The organism is Acinetobacter sp. G18, from assembly GCF_052660225.1.
This window is the reverse complement of the sequence record NZ_CP109658.1, coordinates 919,559-938,012: the sequence shown is the minus strand read 5'-3', so window position 1 is coordinate 938,012 and position 18,454 is coordinate 919,559. Positions and strand designations below refer to the sequence as shown.

Genomic DNA, 18,454 nt, shown 5'->3' with positions numbered 1-18,454 from the left:
TAGCTTAGATTTTTTATATCCACTGAAAACAAACTCTATCTGACTTGTAAAAATCTTATATCGTGTTATTTTTGGTGTCTTTCCCTTATTAGTTCCTTAGAAGATCTCTTCAAATTCCAGATTATCTTTTATGAAAATTTTTGGAAAAAGAATGAAAAACCTCCTAAGAACTATATTTATATAATATCGAGCAAAATTTCAATTTTTTATGAGTAAAGTCAAAACTGTTTACCGTTGCGAGCAATGTGGTGCTGATCATCCTAAATGGGCCGGTCAATGTTCAGAGTGTGGTGAATGGAATTCTCTGACTGAAGTCAAACTCGAACCTACTACAGCGCATCGTGCGCGTCCTAAAATTGGTGGCTATGCAGGCCAAGTTGCCAATATCACAACACTTAATAAAGTCTCGGTTTCTCATGAAACCCGCTTACCTACAGGTATTAGCGAGTTTGACCGTGTGCTCGGCGGTGGTTTGGTCACAGGTTCAGTGGTTCTGATTGGTGGTGACCCAGGTATTGGTAAATCGACTATTCTTTTGCAAACCGCAACCCATATGGCAAGTGCAAAAAGCTCTGCACTTTATATTACGGGTGAAGAATCGTTATCTCAGGTGGCCTTACGTGCTCAGCGCCTTGACCTGCCGACAGATCAGTTAAAAGTCATGGCGGAAACCTGTGTCGAGCGGATTTGTGAAGTTTTAGAGCAAGAAAAACCTGTTGTTGCAATTTTGGACTCGATTCAAACGCTTTACACAGAAACGCTCCAATCTGCACCAGGTGGTGTCTCACAAATTCGTGAATCTGCTGCGTTATTAACCCGCTATGCAAAAAATAGTGGCACGGCGTTATTTATTGTTGGTCACGTGACCAAAGAAGGTGCACTCGCAGGTCCACGTGTTTTAGAACACATGGTGGACTGCGTACTTTATTTTGAAGGCCAATCCGACTCACGTTATCGTATGATTCGTGCTGTGAAAAACCGTTTTGGTGCAGTTAACGAACTAGGCGTATTTGGCATGACCGATAAAGGCTTACGTGAAGTAGCCAACCCTTCTGCTATTTTCTTAAGTCGTTACGATGAAGCGATTCCCGGTTCAATTGTTATGATTAGTCGTGAAGGGACTCGCCCACTTTTAGTTGAAGTTCAAGCTTTAGTTGATGATGCCCAAGGACAACCACGACGTGTCGCACTTGGTCTTGAACAAAACCGCTTAAATATGTTGCTTGCTGTCATGCATCGTCATGGCGGTGTGCAAACCACAGGACAAGATGTCTATGTCAACATTGTCGGTGGTTTAAAAATTACTGAAACAGGTTCTGACTTAGCTGTTTTACTTGCCTGTGCTTCGAGTTTGCGTACCAAAGCATTACCACAGCAACTTGCAGTTTTTGGTGAAGTTGGACTTTCAGGTGAAATTCGTCCTGTGCCAAATGGACAAGAACGTTTAAAAGAAGCGGCAAAACATGGCTTTAAATATGTCATTTTACCTAGAGGCAACGCCCCACAAAAAGCGATTCCGGGGGTTCAAGTGATTGCTGTGGCACGCTTACATGAAGCGCTAACCGAAGCGATGCAGCTCAGCGATGAATTGACATAAAAAAACATATTTTTATAGTTGAAATTTAGTGTAAATGGCTGCATAAATACTATTACAAATTAATTTTAAACAGGAATTTCCTATGGAAGTACACCAGCGCGGCTTGATAACCGGTATTTTAATGGCTGCTTTGGCAATTTCTCCTCTTGCTGAAGCAAAACGTGCAGGTGGTGGTAAAAGCCACGGCATGGCACGCTCTACCACTTCAAGCCAGTCATATCAACAACCTCGTCAAGTGGCTCCAGTTCAACAACCTGCTACAGCACCTCAGAGATCTGGTCCGGGTGTTGGTTCAATGGTTGCAGCTGGTGTAGCTGGTGCTGCCGTAGGTGCTGTTGCAGCACATGCTTTAGCTGATGACAAACCAACATCAACTGAACAACGTGTAACCCAACCTGATAACGAGCAACAAGCTGTTCAGCAACAAGAGAAGAAAGGTGGTATCCCAGGTTGGTTATGGGTATTACTTGCTGCGGCTGTTGCCTTTTTTGTATTCCGCAAATTTGGCGGGAAAAAAAAATTAGCAGCAAATAATCCTTACGCTCCAAACAGCAACGGTCAAAACACATTTGGCCGTTCAGCTGCGCCAACTAACTCAAACGACAACACCAATATTTTTGGTCAGTCTGTTGGTGGTGGTACAGCAACTCAAGCTCCGTTTGGCGGTGCAACAACAAGTAATGGCAACCAGTTACCAGATGGTAGCGAACCTGCTTCTTTCTTACGTGTTGCTCGTCAGCGTTTTAACCACATTCAGTCAATTAATAGTGCAAGTAACATCGAAGAAATTCGTCGCTACTTAACACCTGAACTTTATAACTCTATGTATAACGACATCATGGAGAACCAAGATCAGGACGTTGCCGAGTTTAGTAACTTAAATGCAATGGTTGTAGACAGTGCGACTGAAAATGGTCAATACATTGTGAGCGTACGCTTTACAGGTACAGTAAGTGAAGATTTAAATAGCTTGCCACAGCCATTTACAGAAATCTGGCACTTTGTAAAACCTGTTGGCTCTCAGCAAGACTGGGTTGTTGCAGGTATTCAACAAGCTTAATTTAAATAAGCTCCAAATAAAAAAGCCACAATATGTGGCTTTTTTATTTGCTCGCGCTTAGGCAATTTCAGCTGGAAAAGCGATGACTTTTTCGATTTTAAGTTGATCTGTTGCAACCATGAGTAATCGGTCAATACCTAAAGCAATTCCTGAGCATTCTGGCATATGAGGTAACGCAGCCAACAAGTGCTCATCTAATGGCATAACATGAAGCCCTTGCTTGGCGCGCTCTGCATTATCTGCTTCAAAGCGTGAACGTAACACGTCTGCATCGAGCAATTCATCGTAAGCATTAGCAAGCTCTAAGCCTTCAATATAAACCTCAAAACGTGCTGCGACCTCTTCCCCATCTTCATCTACTTTCACTTTTGCCAAAGACGCCATTTCTGGTGGAAAGTCAGTTAAAAAGACAGGTGCATCAAAACCTAAACTTGGCTCAACAAAATGAGAGAACAACAAATCCATATAAGCTAAGCGGTCATCACCTAAATCAAGATTTAATCCCACACGATTTGCTGTATCTTTGAGTTGCTTTAAAGTCGCTTGCAAAGGGTTAATGTCCAAGCGGTCCTGAAAAGCATGCTTATAACTCAAAATAAATGGACGAACTTCACCAAAACGATGCTGCAAACAGGTTTGTAATAAATCGGCTGTTTCGTGCATTAATGCTTTTAAGTCCAAACCCGGACGGTACCATTCAAGCATGGTAAATTCACTGTTGTGTTTACGCCCGTGTTCATCATCTCGGAAAACCTTACAGATTTGATAAATCGGCCCACTACCACTTGCTAGCAAACGTTTCATGGCAAACTCTGGCGAGGTTTGTAAATATTGAGTCTGCAACTTGCCATGAATATGACGCAAAGTCTGAACTGAAGCTAAATGTACATCGGTAACGCCTGCTTGTGAAACAATTGGCGTTTCGACTTCCATGACATCACGTTCTGCAAAGAACTGGCGAATTTGGTTATAAAGCTTAGCACGAGCCTTTAAAGCATCAATTGAACAAGTAGGTTGATAACTTAAACTCATGCCTGTGGCCCCCCATGTGCTGCCCATTCACGGCGCAGCGGATAATTTTTACGTAATAAATCAAATGCTTTTTGCTCTACTTTACCGTCTTTAACGCAGACACGGATATTGGCATCATCTTGAGCAATATCATAAATTTGAGCTAATTTTTGCTTTAAAACCGCTTTTAAATCATGTCCTGAAAAATAGTCTTCGCATGCAGGCAACTGAGTTTCAAAACGTTTATTGATGTCATATCCAAATTTTTGGCAAAACGCTTCATAAATCATTTGTGTACCGCGAGCCTTACCTTCGAGGCTATAACCTGCAATATGCGGTGTTGCCAACGCTAACATATTTAAAAGCTCATCTGATATCACTGGCTCATGTTCAAATACATCGAGCACGACTTTACGCTGGGTACGTTGAATGTCTTGCATTAAAGCGGCTTCTTTCACGACTGGACCACGAGCGCTATTAATTAAAATTGTGTTAGGTTGAAGCGCTGCAAAAGCATTTTCGTCAAACAAATGATATGTCGCATGTTCACCGTTTTTGGTGAGCGGTACATGAATGGAAATGGCATTGGCTTGTTGCAATAGGGTTTTAAAGCTTACATTTTCAATTGAATCTAACTGCACATAGGGGTCAAAACCAATGACATTCCAGCCAAGCAACCGAGCCATATAGGCCAAACGTTTACCGACGTTGCCAAGACCAACAATGCCTAGCGTAAATTTTTCTTGTTGTTCTATAAGGTTCGCATCTAAATGCAGCAAAGCGGTGATGACATATTCAGCAACTGCCTGTGCATTACAACCTGCTGCATTGGCCCATGTAATATCATGCTTTTCTAGGGCTTGAATATCTAAATGATCGGTTCCGATTGTGGCACTACCCACATATTTTAAAGCGGTATTTTGAATTAAACTTTCGTTCACTGCGGTGACTGAACGAACCAATAAAGCTTCAGCATCTTTTACATCTGCGTGCGTTAAGGTGCGTCCTGCATGGTGTTGAATATCGCCAAATTCTGAAAAAAAGTAATCGGTAAATGCCAAGTTTTCATCTGCGACGATTTTCATTGTCTGCAACTCATAGCTTATAAAAACGTTATTATCCTTTGAGTTGCAGTAAAGCACAATGTTCAGGGCGCTAAATTCACACAGGGTTTCTAAGTTTGGCTTATCTACAAACCACCGCCTAAATAAAAATAAGCCATGACTGCAAGTGTTATCCAAATTAGAATAATGAGTACAGCAACTAAATAATTTCGTGGTGCTTTTTCATGCTCCTCTAACCACTCATTCGCTTGCTGTTCTGCATCAAAAATGACTTGTTCTGGCGTAAAACGAAGTGCTAACCAAATCAGGATAGGCAAAATAATCGCATCATCTACAAAGCCCAAAATAGGAATAAAATCTGGAATTAAGTCAATAGGGCTAAAAGCATAAGCTACAGCCACTACAGCAATAACTTTAGGCAACCACGGCATTTGAGGATGTCTTGATGCAAACCAAAGCATAACAATCTGTTTTCTTAGACGTTTTGCCCATTCTTTTAGTGATTGTACCCAAGACATTTGGACTGTCTCTGAACCTGTAGAGTTTTATCATAATCTATAAAATCTACCCATAGCTTAAAAGCAACAGAAATGTCAGATGAGCTTTGTTTTAAGACAAATATATTTTAAATGTCAGTATATAAAACAAACCTATCTCCCCTACAGAAACTTGCCAATGTCAGACCAGATTGTTTGGCTAAGTGAATAGCCATACTGGTCGGTGCTGAAATTGAAGCCAGTAAACTTATATTCAACTGGGCACATTTTCGAATTAGTTCATAACTTGCCCGACTGGTCATGACCACAAAACCTAAACTGGTGTCGTAGTTTTCTTGCGCTAAATAACCAATTAATTTGTCCAAGGCATTATGGCGGCCAACATCTTCAAATAAAGCCACGATTTGACCATCAACCACCCACGCTGCGGCATGTGCCCCACCTGTTAAAGCGGTAATTTCTTGCTGGGCTTTCAAATGGGAAATAGCACTCGGAATTTGCTCAAGCCATATTTTTGATGCATGCGTTGTAATTTTGGGAACATCTAACTGAAACTGTTCCAAACTTTCAATGCCACATAAACCACAGCCTGTACGACCTACCATCATACGGCGGTGTTGTTTTAAAGCAGCAAATGCTCTCGATGAAATGGTCATTTCTACCGTAATGCCCAATTCACTTTGATGTAGATCAAGCGCATATAGCTCTTTTAAACTGGTTAAAATACCTTCAGATAGACTAAAACCTTTGGCAAATAATTCGACATCGGTTGGTGTCGCCATCATCACCGCATGTGAAATACCGTTATACACCAAGGCGACTGGGTACTCTTGCACAATATGATCTAAAACATTTTCAGATTCGGTTTTGTTAAACCGCTGTACTGGTAAGGTTTCAACCCCATAAGCATGTGGTGTCAAAATTATTTCCTTTATTTCAAAATGGCGCTTGTTTAGAGCGCCATTTGTTTGAGTTACATTTTAAATGTCATGTTTGATTTAAAGACTACTGACTTTTCTATCTGCATCTTGAGGGTCAACGGCTGTTGCCAAGTTAAAGTGCTCAGGTGCATTTCCAGGATGCAAAATCACTGGAACACTTTTCGAAGCCGGAATCTTGGCATATTTGTCATGACTGCTTAATGCCACCAAAGGATTGGTTTCCGGATAGTAAGCAGCCAAGCTGCCACGCGGAATGTTATACGGCACAATACGGAAACTATGCACAATACGCTTCACACCATCTGAGAACACACTTTCAATATCAACCCACTGGTTTGCTTCAAAGCCCGCTTCATCAATATCCGCTTGGTTCATAAACAACACACGACGCTGACCAAACACTCCGCGGTAACGGTCATCGAGACCATATAAAGTGGTGTTGTATTGGTCATGAGAACGAGTAGTCATTAAGGTATAGACCTTACTTTCGGTATATGCTGCAGCGTACTGATTTTCCTTATCGGCATAAACCTCACTCAGCGGCGTAATCATAAACTGCGCTTTACCACTTTTTGTATTCCAGATGTGTTGATTAGCAGGATGCTCTAAGTGAAAACCGCCCGGTTTATAAACACGTAAATTAAAGTCATGGAACTCATCAAATACATCAGCAATTGAGTCACGAATGCGGTCATAACTCTCGATGTACCATTTCCATTTAATCTGACTATCTGGAAGTACCGCTTCTGCCATTCTTGCCACAATATCTGGTTCTGACAAAATATTTTTAGAAATTGGTGCGTTGCGCCCTGCTGACAAGTGAACATTACTCATTGAGTCTTCAACCGAAATGGCTTGTGGGCCGTGAAGCTGCTCATCAATTTCGGTACGGCCTAAGCATGGCAAAATAAGTGCATCTTTACCACACACCAAATGGCTACGGTTTAACTTAGTAGCGACATGAACAGTTAAATCACATTTTCTAAGCGCTTCTTGAGTATATGGGGTATCGGGGGTTGCAACCGCAAAGTTTCCGCCTAAGCCAATAAAGACTTTGACCTCGCCCTCAGCCATAGCTTTAATGGTTTCGACCACGCCATGCCCATTTTTTCTTGGTGATTTAATACCGAATACACGGTCAATACTATCGAGCAGCTTAGGACTAGGCAACTCATTAATACCCATAGTTCGGTCGCCTTGCACGTTACTGTGTCCACGAACCGGACACAGCCCTGCACCCGGTCTGCCAATTTGACCACGTGCCAACAATAAATTTGCCAGCATATGTACGTTAGAGGTTCCGTGACGGTGCTGGGTAATGCCCATACCCCAACAGAAAATTGAACGCTCAGAGTCTAAAAAGAGTTTAGCGAGTTTTTCTAAATGTTCAGGTGACAGACCTGAGTGCTTATAAATATCTGCCCACTCAGTTCTTTCCACCTCAGCAATCATTTCATCGAAACCAACGGTATTGACTGCAATAAAGTTTCGGTCAAAAACGCTTGGTTTACCTGAGGCAATTGCCTTTTTATCCCATTCATTTAAGTGCTTTAACATCCCTAACATGAGAGCATAGTCACCCCCAATTTTTGGCTGGAAATAATAACGACTAATTGGTGTACTGCCGTTAGTCATCATTTCAAGCGGTGCTTGTGGGTCTTGGAAACGCTCTAGGCCTCGTTCTTTAATTGGGTTAATCGCAATAATATTGCCACCCCGTTTAGACACTTCACGTAAAGTACCTAACATACGCGGATGGTTGGTTCCAGGGTTATGACCAAAACTAAAAATAGCATCGGCTAGATCAAAGTCGTCTAGGGTGACCGTGCCCTTTCCTAAACCAATCGAGTCGAGCAAACCGACACTTGTGGTTTCATGACACATGTTCGAACAGTCTGGAAAGTTATTTGTACCAAAGCTTCTCACAAATAATTGATATAAAAATGCTGCTTCGTTACTGGCACGGCCAGACGTATAAAACGCCGCTTGGTCTGGGTTGTCTAGTGCATGTAAATGTTGAGCAATCAACTTAAATGCATCGTCCCACGAAATAGGCACATATTTATCGGTTGCAGCATCATAACGAACTGGGTCGGTTAAACGACCTAAGTCTTCTAGGAAAAAGTCACTTTGCTCTGACAGCCAACTGACAGTATGCCCTGCAAAATATTCGGGAGTAACGGTTTTACTGGTTGCTTCAAAGGCAACCGCTTTGGCACCATTTTCACAAAAGTTAAATGCGTGAGCGTCTTTCTTTTCTGGCCATGCACAGCCGGGACAGTCAAAGCCTGTCGGCTGATTAATGTTGAGTAAGGTAATTGAGCCTTTGCCTAAAATATCTTGTCGCTTTAGGTTTCGAGCAACACTGAGCAGTGCGCCCCACCCACCAGCAGGATGAGTATATGGCTCAATTCGCGCAAAACTATTATTTTCCTGTATGTGCTTTTGTTCTTCTGAATTATCCACTTTTTCATCCTCTTATTTCTTTTACACTCAACAGGCTCAATGAAATCACAATTTAATTATGGTTTGATCAAAGCTACCCGCTAATTACCGATGAGTAGAGTCTGCTTTTGATGTTATTGCTCATATTTTAAAAGCTGGCTCAAGGCTTCTTATAATATGTGCCATATTGTTTACAATTACAATCATTCACCCCCAAGTACACCATTTAAATAATACTAATTAAAACAAATATTTAAAAAAATAATAACTGTGGTTTTTACAGATCAAAACATTATTAGCCTTCACACTTAACAGAGTGAAAGTGTTTTTAAATTGACACTTACATGTGTTTATCTATGGTTTTTTGGCATTAAGCAGTATAAAACAATGAGAAATTTATTCGTATTAGAGCATTTATGAAGGTTGTGATTGCCCCTGACTCATTTAAAGACAGCTTATCTGCTTTAAAGGTAGCTCAGGCCATTGCCAAAGGATTGCAAGCAGTTTTTCCTCATGCAGAAACTTTGATTTGCCCAATGGCAGATGGCGGTGAAGGAACCATTGAAGCTGTTTTAGAAGTCTGCAATGGTCAATGGCGTGAAAAAACTGTGGTTGGCCCCTTAGGTCAGCCTGTTCAAGCCAAATGGGGATGGCTAGAGCATCAAAAAATCGCCATCATTGAAATGGCTCAAGCGAGCGGCATACAGTTAGTCCCACCGTCAGAGCGTGATGCTTGCCACAGCACAACGTTTGGAACAGGCCAACTCATTTTGGATGCTTTAGACGCAGGTGCAAAAGACATAATTTTAACTGTGGGCGGTAGTGCCACTAATGATGGCGGCACAGGTTTACTCAGTGCTTTGGGTGCTCTTTTGCTCGATACCAACCAAAAGGTTTTACCCGCAGGTGGCCTCGCTCTAAGCAACCTGTCACACATTGATTTAACACATTTCGACTCTCGCATTCAGCACACACGGTTTTTACTGGCTGCCGATGTAACCAATCCGCTTTGCGGCCCAAATGGCGCATCTCATATTTTTGGTCCACAAAAAGGGGCTTCTCCGACTCAAGTAACGTTACTCGATGCAGCGCTTGCACATTTTGCCGATGTCTCAGCGGAGCTTTTAGGTTTCGATAAACGAGATGAAGCGGGCTCAGGTGCTGCGGGCGGTTTAGGTTTTGCAGCCAAAAGTTATTTAAATGCTGAGTTTAAGGCTGGAGTTAAGGTTGTGGCTGAACTCAATCAGCTTACCCATAAAATCTCTAACGCGGATTGGGTCATTACAGGTGAAGGAAAATTTGACCAACAAACCTTAAGTGGCAAAACAGTTTTTGGGGTGAGTCAAATTGCTAAAACACACAATGTTCCTGTCATTGTCATTGCAGGAACATTAGGCGAAGGCTATCAAGCGCTTTATGAGCACGGTGTTACGGCTGCATTTTCGCTAACTAATGGTCCCATCACATTAGAACAAGCCTGCGAACATGCGGCAAAACTTATTTATGAAAGAACAGTCGATATTGCGAGGTTAATTCAATTTAGCCAAACCAGTTTGAGATAAAAAAATTTTAATCGGCTAGCTTTAAAAGGTTCTCTTTACAGCTTTCCAATATTTCATCGCTAAGGTTTGATTGATCTGGGCATGCACGAGACAAGGCAATTGCCCCTACAGATTGGGCAAGAATATTAATGGCTTGCTTTCTCAACTCTGGCGCTTCCAAAGAAACTTGTTTTGCTCGTTCATTCATAATGAACTGAATAAGTTGCTTAATGCCCTCTTCAAATTCGACTTTTACTTCGTCTGGCTGTCTTGCAGCATCACATGATAGCGCAGTTAAGGTACATCCTAAATCTCGGTTATCTCGATGAGTGCGGGACACATAAAGTTGAATAAATTGAGTTAAGTTTAAACCTTCTATTCTTTTTAAAACCTGCTCAAGTCCATGTTTAACAGTAATTGAGACAAGGTCGGTCTTCGAAGTGAAATGTTTATAAAAGCCGCCATGAGTAAAGCCTGCGCTAGACATTAACTCGGCAATGCCAACTCCGTCATAACCTTTGTTACGAAAGAGTTGAGTCGCCTTTTCAACAATTTTATCTCGGTTTTCTTTTACCTGAGTTTTACTGACTTTCATGTTGGCGCACCCACTTTTACTCACCCTATACGTCATAATTATACATTGATTATGGTTGACATCAAAACTTGCATATTTTAGATTACAGTCATAATCTAAAAATTAAAGCGTGGAGACATCACATGTCAGCTCAAACAAAAGTACTTATTACAGGAGCTTCGTCAGGAATTGGTTCTGTCTATGCAGACCGATTTGCTCAACGTAGCCATAACTTAATTCTGGTGGCACGGGACACCAACCGCTTAGATAAAATCTCGAAGGACCTTCAAGAAAAATACGGCGTACAGGTCGAGTTTATTCAAGCCGATTTATCAAAGGATCAAGACATTAGCAAAATTGAAGATGTACTCAAAAACGATGCTGATATTGAAATTTTGGTAAATAACGCAGGTATTACACTTAGCGGAAATTTTTTAACTCAAGATATTAAAGAAATTGAAACACTCATGACTTTAAATATGACGGCGGTTGTTCGTTTGTCTCATGCGGTTTCCGAACAACTCGTACGTAAAGGTAAAGGCTCAATTATTAATTTAGGTTCTGTTGTTGGGTTGTCTCCTGAATTTGGTTCTACCATTTATGGTGCAAGTAAGTCCTTTATACATTTTTTTAGCCAAGGCTTACATTTAGAGTTAAAAGATCATGGCGTACATGTGCAAGCCGTATTGCCTTCTGCAACCAAGACTGAAATTTGGGAACGTTCAGGTATCGATTTAAGCCAAGTTCCGCCATTAATGGACGTCAATGATTTGGTGGATGCTGCTCTAATCGGCTTTGATCGTAAAGAAACAATTACAATTCCTGTGCTGAAAGACGAAAATCAATGGAATAATTTTGAAAAATCACGTATCACTTTACTACCAAACTTTTCTTCGGCTGAAGTAGCTCAACGTTATAAAAACTAACAAGTACCGCTACCCAACTCTTAAGTAGGAAAATCTTATGAATGTTATTGATGCTCTCCGTAAGCGCCGTGCAATTAAACGCTTCGACCCTTCTTTTCAGTTATCTGAAGATAACAAGAAAGAGTTATTACAAGAAGTTTTAGCAAATGCACCAAGTGCTTTTAACTTGCAACATTGGCGTCCAGTGATTATTGAAGACACTGAGTTAAGACAAAAAATTCGTGCCATTGCTTGGGACCAACCACAAGTTACAGAAGCATCTTTACTGATTGTGTTATGTGCAAAAGTAAATACATGGGAAGCCGATGCTAAACGTGTATGGGATGGTGCGACACCAGAAGTTCAAAATATTATGGCGGGTGCAATTGACCAGTATTATCGTGACCGTCCACAAACCCAACGTGACGAAGTGATGCGTAGTGCGGGTATTTTTGCTCAAACCCTCATGTTGCTTGCTCAAGAACACGGTTTAGATAGCTGCCCTATGGACGGTTTTGACTTTGACGCAATGGCGAAGCTTGTTAACTTGCCTGAAGACCATGTGGTGTGTTTAATGATTGCCGTTGGTAAGTCGGCTTCCGAGCCTTACCCACGTGTGGGTAAACTTCCTTACGACGATGTGATTATTCAAAATACATTCTAAGCACTAAAATTTGAGCCCCTCATACTATAAATAGCATGAGGGGCTAACTTTTAACTGGAATGTTATTTTTGCGACATTATTTTGCCTTTTTAGCGTTTAATTTATTGGTTAAACGACGAACTAAAAGAAAAAATAAAGGTACAAAGAAAATAGAAAGTAAGGTACCAGAAATCATACCGCCCGTTACGGCTATACCAATTTCTTTACGGCTTACAGCCCCTGCCCCTGTAGATACAGCCAATGGAAGAACACCTGCCACAAATGCCAGAGATGTCATAATAATGGGGCGTAATCGCTGACCTGCACCTTCAATAATCGCTTCCATCAATGCTTGTCCTGCCTCTAACTTAGCTGCCGCGAATTCAACAATTAAGATAGCATTTTTGGCAGAAAGTCCAATGGTAGTAAGCATGGCGACCTGAAAGTAAATATCATTCACAAAACCAGCTAGACTTGCAGCCACTACAGCTCCAATCAGGCCTAAAGGAATCACTAGCATCACAGAAACAGGAATAGACCAACTTTCATAAAGTGCTGCCAAACACAAAAAGATAAAGATAATTGAGGCTAAATATAACCAAATGGTTTGACCACCAGCTAACTTCTCTTGATAAGACAACCCGCTCCACTGAAGGTTAAAGCCTTGTTGCTGATCAACTAACTGCTGCATCTTATCCATAGCTCCACCAGAACTTTCACCAGTTGCCGCAGAGCCTTGTATTTGTACAGCTGAAAGACCATTAAAGCGTTGCAGCATTTGGGGTCCCATTTGCCATTTTACAGAAGAGAAACTAGAAAATGGCGTCATCTGACCTGTCGCACCGCGAACATACCATTGCCCAATATCTTGAGGTAAGGAACGATAAATCGCGTCTCCTTGCATATAAACTCGCTTAACACGACCTTGGTCGATAAAATCATTAATATAAGATCCACCCCATGCCGACGACAGCGTATTACTGATATCGGCTTGAGCCAAACCAAGTGCACTGGCTTTTCTTTGATCGATGTCGACTTGTAACTGAGCTTTATCTTCTAAACTATTTAGACGGACTGCTGCTAAGCCAGAATCAGCACTTGCTGCTTTTAACACAGTGTTTTGTGCCGCCAGTAAAGCATCACGTCCTTTATTTTCAGCATCTTGTAACCAAAGTTCAAAACCACTTGATTGTCCAAGCCCCCTCACTGCGGCTGGTGAAAGTACCTGAACACGTGCGTTACGCAGTGACTTAAAATATGAATTTGCCCGAGCAATCACTGCTTCTGCAGTGTTTTCACTCCCTTCTCGGTCATCCCAATGTTTGAGTCCAGCAAATGCCATTCCCACATTTTGCCCACTGCCTGCGTTATTTCTACCCATCACCATGAAAATCACATTGAGATTATCCTTTTCTTTCGTCAGGAAATAATCTGCTATCTGATTACCTACCCGTTCTGTTTCAGCGAGTGTCGTGCCTACTGGTGTACTAAACTGGACCATAACTGAGCCTTGGTCTTCTTGTGGTAAAAACCCAGTATTCATACGCGTATATTGCCAGCCTAACAAAGCTGTAATGCCTACGAATATGATCATAAATATTTTGGGTTTACCTAAAACCGCAAGCAACTTGGTACGATAGCCTGACTGCCCTTGTTCGACTTTACGATTGAACCAAGTAAAGAATTTTCTCTGCTTATGTTTTTCATTTGCAGGTTTGAGTAAGGTTGCACATAACGCAGGTGAAAGGGTTAAAGCAACAATGGCTGAAAGCACCATAGCCGATACGAGTGTTACCGAAAATTGGCGATAAATAATGCCGACAGAACCACCAAAAAAAGCCATCGGTAAAAATACCGCAGCAAGGACCATCGCAATACCAACCAGTGCACCCGATATTTCTTTCATTGAAATTAGGGTGGCTTGCCGAGCATCAAGATTTTGCTCATGCATAACCCGCTCAACATTTTCAACAACGACAATCGCATCATCTACCAGCAAACCAATTGCCAAAACCATCGCAAATAAAGTCAGCGTATTAATGCTATAGCCCAATATACTGAGTACACCAAATGTTCCTAACAATACGACAGGAACCGCAATAGCTGGAATTAAAGTCGCACGCCAGCTCTGCAAAAATAAGAACATAACAATAATGACGAGAACAATTGCCTCAGCTAAAGTTTTAATCACCCCTTTTACAGATGCTTCGACAAATGGCGTACTGTCACGAGGGTATGCAACTTTTAACCCCGATGGCATAGAGCCGGTTAAACGCGTGACCTCAGCTTTCACCCTTTCAGCGGTTTCTAAAGCATTGGCGCCCGAAGCAAGTTGAATAGACATACCTGAAGCTGGCTTTCCATTCAAACGTGTAGAGGTTTGATAGCTTTCTGCACCGCGCTCTACACGGGCCACATCTTTAAGTAAAACAACAGCACCGTTTGTTTGAGTCCGTAAAATAATATTTTCAAATTGGTTGACAGTCTGTAGACGGGATAATGCGGTTACTGTTGCATTTAAAGCCTGTCCTTCACGAGTCGGTAAAGCACCCAACTCACCTGCTGTAATTTGTGCATTTTGAGCTTCAATCGCAGTTCTGACATCGGAAGGCATAAGGCCATAGCTATTTAGTTTATGCGGATCGAGCCATATGCGAATTGCATATTGAGCACCAAATACTGTGATTTCACCTACACCATCAACGCGACTTAATGGGTCTTGAAGTGTGCTCACCATGTAGTCGGATATATCGACAGAAGTTCTTGTGTTACTTTCATCGTAAAGTGCAAAGACCAATAAACTGTCACCCTGTGACTTTGTTACGGTAATACCTTGTTGCTGAACCTCTTGAGGAAGTCGGCTAAGCGCCTGATTGACGGCGTTTTGTACCTGAACCTGCGCTGTGTCAGGGTTTGTTTTTTGATTAAAACTTAAGCTTATACGTGCCTGACCAGCCGAACTACTACTCGATGAAAAATAAAGTAAACCATCAATACCCTTAATTTGCTGTTCCAAAATCTGGGTCACACTGTCTTCAACAGTTTTGGCAGATGCTCCGGGATAATTTGCAGTGACGTTTACACCCGGTGGTGCAATATCTGGATATTGTTCAATGGGCAAGGTCAAAATAGAAATTGTACCCAAGGCCATAATACAAATAGAAAGAACCCAAGCAAAAATAGGCCGTGCAATAAAAAAACTCGACAACATAGCGTATCCTCAGCTCATTGGTGTGGGTTCAATCGCCATACCGGCACTTAAACCTTGCAAGCCATCAACAATGACTTGATCTCCTTCGTTCAAGCCAGATATCACTAACCAACGGTTATCCATTGCATTTCCTAGCTTAATTTTTCGTTGTTCAGCTTTATTATCTTTTCCGACCACCCATACAAGCGCGTTTCCATCAGCATCTCTGAAAAGAGCGCCTTGGGGGATCAAGATGCTGTTAGGCCGCGTACCCGTTCCAAGTTCTGCGCGCACATACATTCCCGGCAATAAACCATGATTTGGATTTGAAAATGCTGCACGCAACGTGATACTTCCTGTCGCTTCATCCACTGCAATATCACTGAATTTAAAGGTACCTTGCTGCGAATAAGTAGTACCATTTTCAAGCTGTAAACGAACTGAAAGTTGAGTTGGTTTTATTCCATTTTCAGTAAGCTGTTTACGCAGCGCCATATATTCATCACTCGACTGAGTTAAATCGACATACATTGGGTCAAGTTTTTGAATGGTTGCTAAAGGGTCTGTTTGAGCCGAAGTGACTAAAGCACCGCGTGTAATTGAAGAGCGTCCTATTCGACCTGAAATAGGTGCAGTAACTTGTGTATAACGTAAATTTGTTCGCGCTGTTTTTAATACAGCTTCATTTACCGCAACGGTAGCTTTTGCTTGTTCATAAGCACTTAATGCATTATCAAGTTCTTGCTGACTCACGCCATTTACCTTAATGAGCTCCTTATAGCGCTCAGCTTGCAGACGAGTTGAGTTCACTGTTGCTTTAGCAAGAGAAAGATTACCTGCAGCCTCATCAACACTATCGCGATAGAGTGACGAATCAATTTTATAAAGCGGTTGTCCTTTATTCACCTGAGAGCCTTCTTTAAACAACTGCTCAACGACTACTCCGTTTACTTGTGGACGCACTTGCGAAATTTCAGAAGCCACTGTTCTTCCAGCTAACTGATAAGAAGATTCAATCGTCTCTTTTTTTATGGTGATAACACCAACCTTTTGGTTATTTTTAACAATAGGTTTTTCAGAATCACATCCACTTAGAAACAAGAGCACAGGCAATAAATACAAGGTTTTACGACTAAAAAAATGAATATCAGGCATATCGGGAACCCGAGAAATATGGACAATTTATTTACTTTACTGTAAAGTAAATAAATAAGATGTGCAAGAAAACACCATATGTTAAAAAAATCTCCAGGACGTCCCTCTCGAATCCGCCCAACTCTTATAGCAGCAGCACGTGAACTCTTTCTTGAACAAGGTTTAGAAGTACGTTTAGAGGCTATTGCCACTAAAGCTGGTACAAATCGACAAACTTTATATAACCATTTTCCAACCAAAACAGCGCTGTTAATTGAAGTCTTCGACCATTTAAAAGCAGAAATGGAAGCTCCTTTTATTGGGCAGCACGATGCTAGCAACAAACGATTAGATCAACGTTTATTTGATATTGGGCACGCTGTGCAAACTCATTTTTATAATGTTGATGCGATTCGTCTGCAACGATTACTGATTATTGCTTTAGTTGAAATGAAAGAGATTCTTCCTAAAATCCAGAATCGTACTCAAGGCAATATTAAGAGGTCTTTAAGTCATATTCTTGAAACTGCACACAATGCAGGCTTAATTCAAGTTGAACATCCTGATGAAGCTGCTAAAGCCTTTTTGGGTGCTGTAATGGGATATTCTTATCCTGCAACAATGCTAGGAGGTGCACCACCCACTCCTAAAGAATTGAAAAAACTCAATCAAGAAGTTTGTTCAATGTTTTTAAAGGCATGGCAGTATAAAGAATAATTGTATAAGCAATAAAAGCTCCGTGTTTAGAGGGGCTTTTATTGCTTCAAATCATTAATCGTATTTCTTTAAAGTTTTGATCAAAGCCTCATGAAATAGTTTCGGGTTTTGCATTTGTGGTGAATGTCCCATACCTGCAAATTCAATTAATTCAGCGTTTGGAATTAATTTTGCAGCCTCTTTACCCAGAACACTGTATTGACCAATTTTTTGTTTAACTTCAGGTGGAGCTATATCACTACCAATTGCAGTTGTGTCACCTGTACCGATATACAGCACTGTAGGCACTTTAAGATGAGAAAATTCATAATAGACAGGTTGAGTAAAAATCATGTCGTAAATAAGTGCTGAGTTCCAAGCGACTTTTTCATGTCCCTTCCCTGCATTTAATCCAGCTAACATATCTACCCATTTATCATATTCAGGCTTCCATTGACCTTGATAATAAGTTTTTAATTCATAAGCTTTAATAGACTCTGCACTCACTTTCAGTTCACGCTGATACCATTGATCAATACTGCGATATGGAACCCCTTTTGCTTTCCAGTCCTCTAAACCAATTGGATTGACCATTCCTAATAATTTTGTTTCTTTCGGATACATCAAAGCATAGCGGGTTGCCAACATACCACCTGTTGAATGCGCCAATAAAATAGGTTGTTTAACCCCTAATTTATTGAGTAAAGCATGTGTGTTCTCTGCAAGCTGTTGGAAACTATATTGATAATGATCTGGTTTGCTAGAAGTACAGAAACCGATTTGATCGGGAGCAATCACCCGATAGCCATTTTGTGTTAGAAAACTAATGGTTTCTTCCCAAGTTGCACCACAAAAGTTTTTGCCATGCAAAACCACCACTGTTTGTCCATTAGGTTTTTTGGGTTGAACATCCATATATCCCATTTTTAGATTTTGCTGTTGGGACGAGAAATTAAAATATTGGAGCGGATAAGGATATTTAAATCCTTCTAAATGCTCTCCATACACATTATTTGCAGAACTGACTGTTGATGCAGTAAGACAAGCAAAAAATAAAGACAAGAATGGCAGTTTATTTTTCATCTTTCATTTCTCTCGAACAAATAGGAATAAGGATGTTTTAGCTGAGTTACATCCGAGTTCAAGATCGATTCGA

General features: G+C 41.2%; 15 protein-coding genes. 6 read left to right on the top strand and 9 right to left on the bottom strand.

Annotated elements, in window-relative coordinates:
* Positions 1–208 precede the first annotated feature (208 nt).
* Both radA and NE363_RS04400 read left to right on the top strand, forming a co-directional pair.
* Complete coding sequence (gene radA, locus NE363_RS04405) at positions 209–1,597, top strand: DNA repair protein RadA (protein WP_304402689.1); 1,389 nt, start codon at positions 209–211, stop codon at positions 1,595–1,597.
* A gap of 82 nt (positions 1,598–1,679) precedes the next feature.
* Complete coding sequence (locus NE363_RS04400) at positions 1,680–2,657, top strand: Tim44 domain-containing protein (protein WP_445535906.1); 978 nt, start codon at positions 1,680–1,682, stop codon at positions 2,655–2,657.
* Positions 2,658–2,714: 57 nt separating this feature from the next.
* On the opposite strand, the gene epmA is transcribed toward NE363_RS04400, so the two are convergent.
* The 5 genes from epmA to NE363_RS04375 form a co-directional block, all read right to left on the bottom strand.
* Positions 2,715–3,689, bottom strand: coding sequence for an EF-P lysine aminoacylase EpmA (epmA, locus tag NE363_RS04395; RefSeq protein WP_019457319.1), 975 nt, complete (start codon positions 3,687–3,689; stop codon positions 2,715–2,717).
* On the bottom strand, positions 3,686–4,753 hold the full coding sequence (locus tag NE363_RS04390) for a 4-phosphoerythronate dehydrogenase (RefSeq protein WP_445535905.1): 1,068 nt from the start codon (positions 4,751–4,753) through the stop codon (positions 3,686–3,688). Before NE363_RS04390 ends, epmA begins: the two co-directional genes overlap by 4 nt.
* 104 nt (positions 4,754–4,857) lie before the next feature.
* The gene (locus NE363_RS04385; RefSeq protein ID WP_151761325.1) at positions 4,858–5,250 is read right to left on the bottom strand and encodes a YkvA family protein; all 393 of its coding nucleotides are present in this window, start codon (positions 5,248–5,250) and stop codon (positions 4,858–4,860) included.
* A 107-nt stretch (positions 5,251–5,357) separates the two neighbouring features.
* A complete protein-coding gene (fdhD, locus tag NE363_RS04380; RefSeq protein ID WP_445535904.1) occupies positions 5,358–6,149 on the bottom strand; it encodes a formate dehydrogenase accessory sulfurtransferase FdhD in 792 nt (263 codons plus the stop codon).
* Between the two features lie 78 nt (positions 6,150–6,227).
* Complete coding sequence (locus NE363_RS04375; protein WP_445535903.1) at positions 6,228–8,636, bottom strand: FdhF/YdeP family oxidoreductase; 2,409 nt, start codon at positions 8,634–8,636, stop codon at positions 6,228–6,230.
* 395 nt (positions 8,637–9,031) lie between these two features.
* On the opposite strand from NE363_RS04375, the gene NE363_RS04370 reads away from it, so the two are divergent.
* Positions 9,032–10,177 carry a glycerate kinase gene (locus tag NE363_RS04370; protein WP_445535902.1) on the top strand — a complete coding sequence of 382 codons (1,146 nt, stop codon included), beginning with the start codon at positions 9,032–9,034 and terminating at the stop codon, positions 10,175–10,177.
* Positions 10,178–10,184: 7 nt separating this feature from the next.
* On the opposite strand, the gene NE363_RS04365 is transcribed toward NE363_RS04370, so the two are convergent.
* On the bottom strand, positions 10,185–10,751 hold the full coding sequence (locus tag NE363_RS04365) for a TetR/AcrR family transcriptional regulator (RefSeq protein WP_445535901.1): 567 nt from the start codon (positions 10,749–10,751) through the stop codon (positions 10,185–10,187).
* A 122-nt stretch (positions 10,752–10,873) separates the two neighbouring features.
* On the opposite strand from NE363_RS04365, the gene NE363_RS04360 reads away from it, so the two are divergent.
* On the top strand, positions 10,874–11,656 hold the full coding sequence (locus NE363_RS04360) for an SDR family NAD(P)-dependent oxidoreductase (RefSeq protein WP_445535900.1): 783 nt from the start codon (positions 10,874–10,876) through the stop codon (positions 11,654–11,656).
* Positions 11,657–11,693: 37 nt separating this feature from the next.
* Positions 11,694–12,299, top strand: coding sequence for a nitroreductase family protein (locus NE363_RS04355; RefSeq protein ID WP_049063738.1), 606 nt, complete (start codon positions 11,694–11,696; stop codon positions 12,297–12,299).
* Positions 12,300–12,375: 76 nt separating this feature from the next.
* Here NE363_RS04355 and adeE read toward each other — a convergent pair whose 3' ends face one another.
* Complete coding sequence (gene adeE, locus NE363_RS04350; RefSeq protein ID WP_445535899.1) at positions 12,376–15,489, bottom strand: multidrug efflux RND transporter permease subunit AdeE; 3,114 nt, start codon at positions 15,487–15,489, stop codon at positions 12,376–12,378.
* 9 nt (positions 15,490–15,498) lie between these two features.
* Positions 15,499–16,623 carry a multidrug efflux RND transporter periplasmic adaptor subunit AdeD gene (gene adeD, locus NE363_RS04345; protein WP_191012037.1) on the bottom strand — a complete coding sequence of 375 codons (1,125 nt, stop codon included), beginning with the start codon at positions 16,621–16,623 and terminating at the stop codon, positions 15,499–15,501.
* A 78-nt stretch (positions 16,624–16,701) separates the two neighbouring features.
* Between adeD and NE363_RS04340 the strand changes: the two genes are divergently transcribed.
* Complete coding sequence (locus tag NE363_RS04340; protein ID WP_445535898.1) at positions 16,702–17,319, top strand: TetR/AcrR family transcriptional regulator; 618 nt, start codon at positions 16,702–16,704, stop codon at positions 17,317–17,319.
* 54 nt (positions 17,320–17,373) lie between these two features.
* Here NE363_RS04340 and NE363_RS04335 read toward each other — a convergent pair whose 3' ends face one another.
* Positions 17,374–18,381 (bottom strand): alpha/beta fold hydrolase, encoded by a 1,008-nt coding sequence (locus NE363_RS04335; protein ID WP_039254543.1) that lies wholly within the window; start codon positions 18,379–18,381, stop codon positions 17,374–17,376.
* Positions 18,382–18,454 lie beyond the last annotated feature (73 nt).

What these genes read in the sequence shown, in the direction of transcription:
- radA (WP_304402689.1), top strand. Translation starts at nt 209, where the DNA reads ATGAGTAAAGTCAAAACTGTTTACCGTTGCGAGCAATGTGGTGCTGAT.
- NE363_RS04400 (WP_445535906.1), top strand. Translation starts at nt 1,680, where the DNA reads ATGGAAGTACACCAGCGCGGCTTGATAACCGGTATTTTAATGGCTGCT.
- epmA (WP_019457319.1), bottom strand. Translation starts at nt 3,689, where the DNA reads ATGAGTTTAAGTTATCAACCTACTTGTTCAATTGATGCTTTAAAGGCT.
- NE363_RS04390 (WP_445535905.1), bottom strand. Translation starts at nt 4,753, where the DNA reads ATGAAAATCGTCGCAGATGAAAACTTGGCATTTACCGATTACTTTTTT.
- NE363_RS04385 (WP_151761325.1), bottom strand. Translation starts at nt 5,250, where the DNA reads ATGTCTTGGGTACAATCACTAAAAGAATGGGCAAAACGTCTAAGAAAA.
- NE363_RS04370 (WP_445535902.1), top strand. Translation starts at nt 9,032, where the DNA reads ATGAAGGTTGTGATTGCCCCTGACTCATTTAAAGACAGCTTATCTGCT.
- NE363_RS04365 (WP_445535901.1), bottom strand. Translation starts at nt 10,751, where the DNA reads ATGAAAGTCAGTAAAACTCAGGTAAAAGAAAACCGAGATAAAATTGTT.
- NE363_RS04360 (WP_445535900.1), top strand. Translation starts at nt 10,874, where the DNA reads ATGTCAGCTCAAACAAAAGTACTTATTACAGGAGCTTCGTCAGGAATT.
- NE363_RS04355 (WP_049063738.1), top strand. Translation starts at nt 11,694, where the DNA reads ATGAATGTTATTGATGCTCTCCGTAAGCGCCGTGCAATTAAACGCTTC.
- adeE (WP_445535899.1), bottom strand. Translation starts at nt 15,489, where the DNA reads ATGTTGTCGAGTTTTTTTATTGCACGGCCTATTTTTGCTTGGGTTCTT.
- adeD (WP_191012037.1), bottom strand. Translation starts at nt 16,623, where the DNA reads ATGCCTGATATTCATTTTTTTAGTCGTAAAACCTTGTATTTATTGCCT.
- NE363_RS04340 (WP_445535898.1), top strand. Translation starts at nt 16,702, where the DNA reads ATGTTAAAAAAATCTCCAGGACGTCCCTCTCGAATCCGCCCAACTCTT.
- NE363_RS04335 (WP_039254543.1), bottom strand. Translation starts at nt 18,381, where the DNA reads ATGAAAAATAAACTGCCATTCTTGTCTTTATTTTTTGCTTGTCTTACT.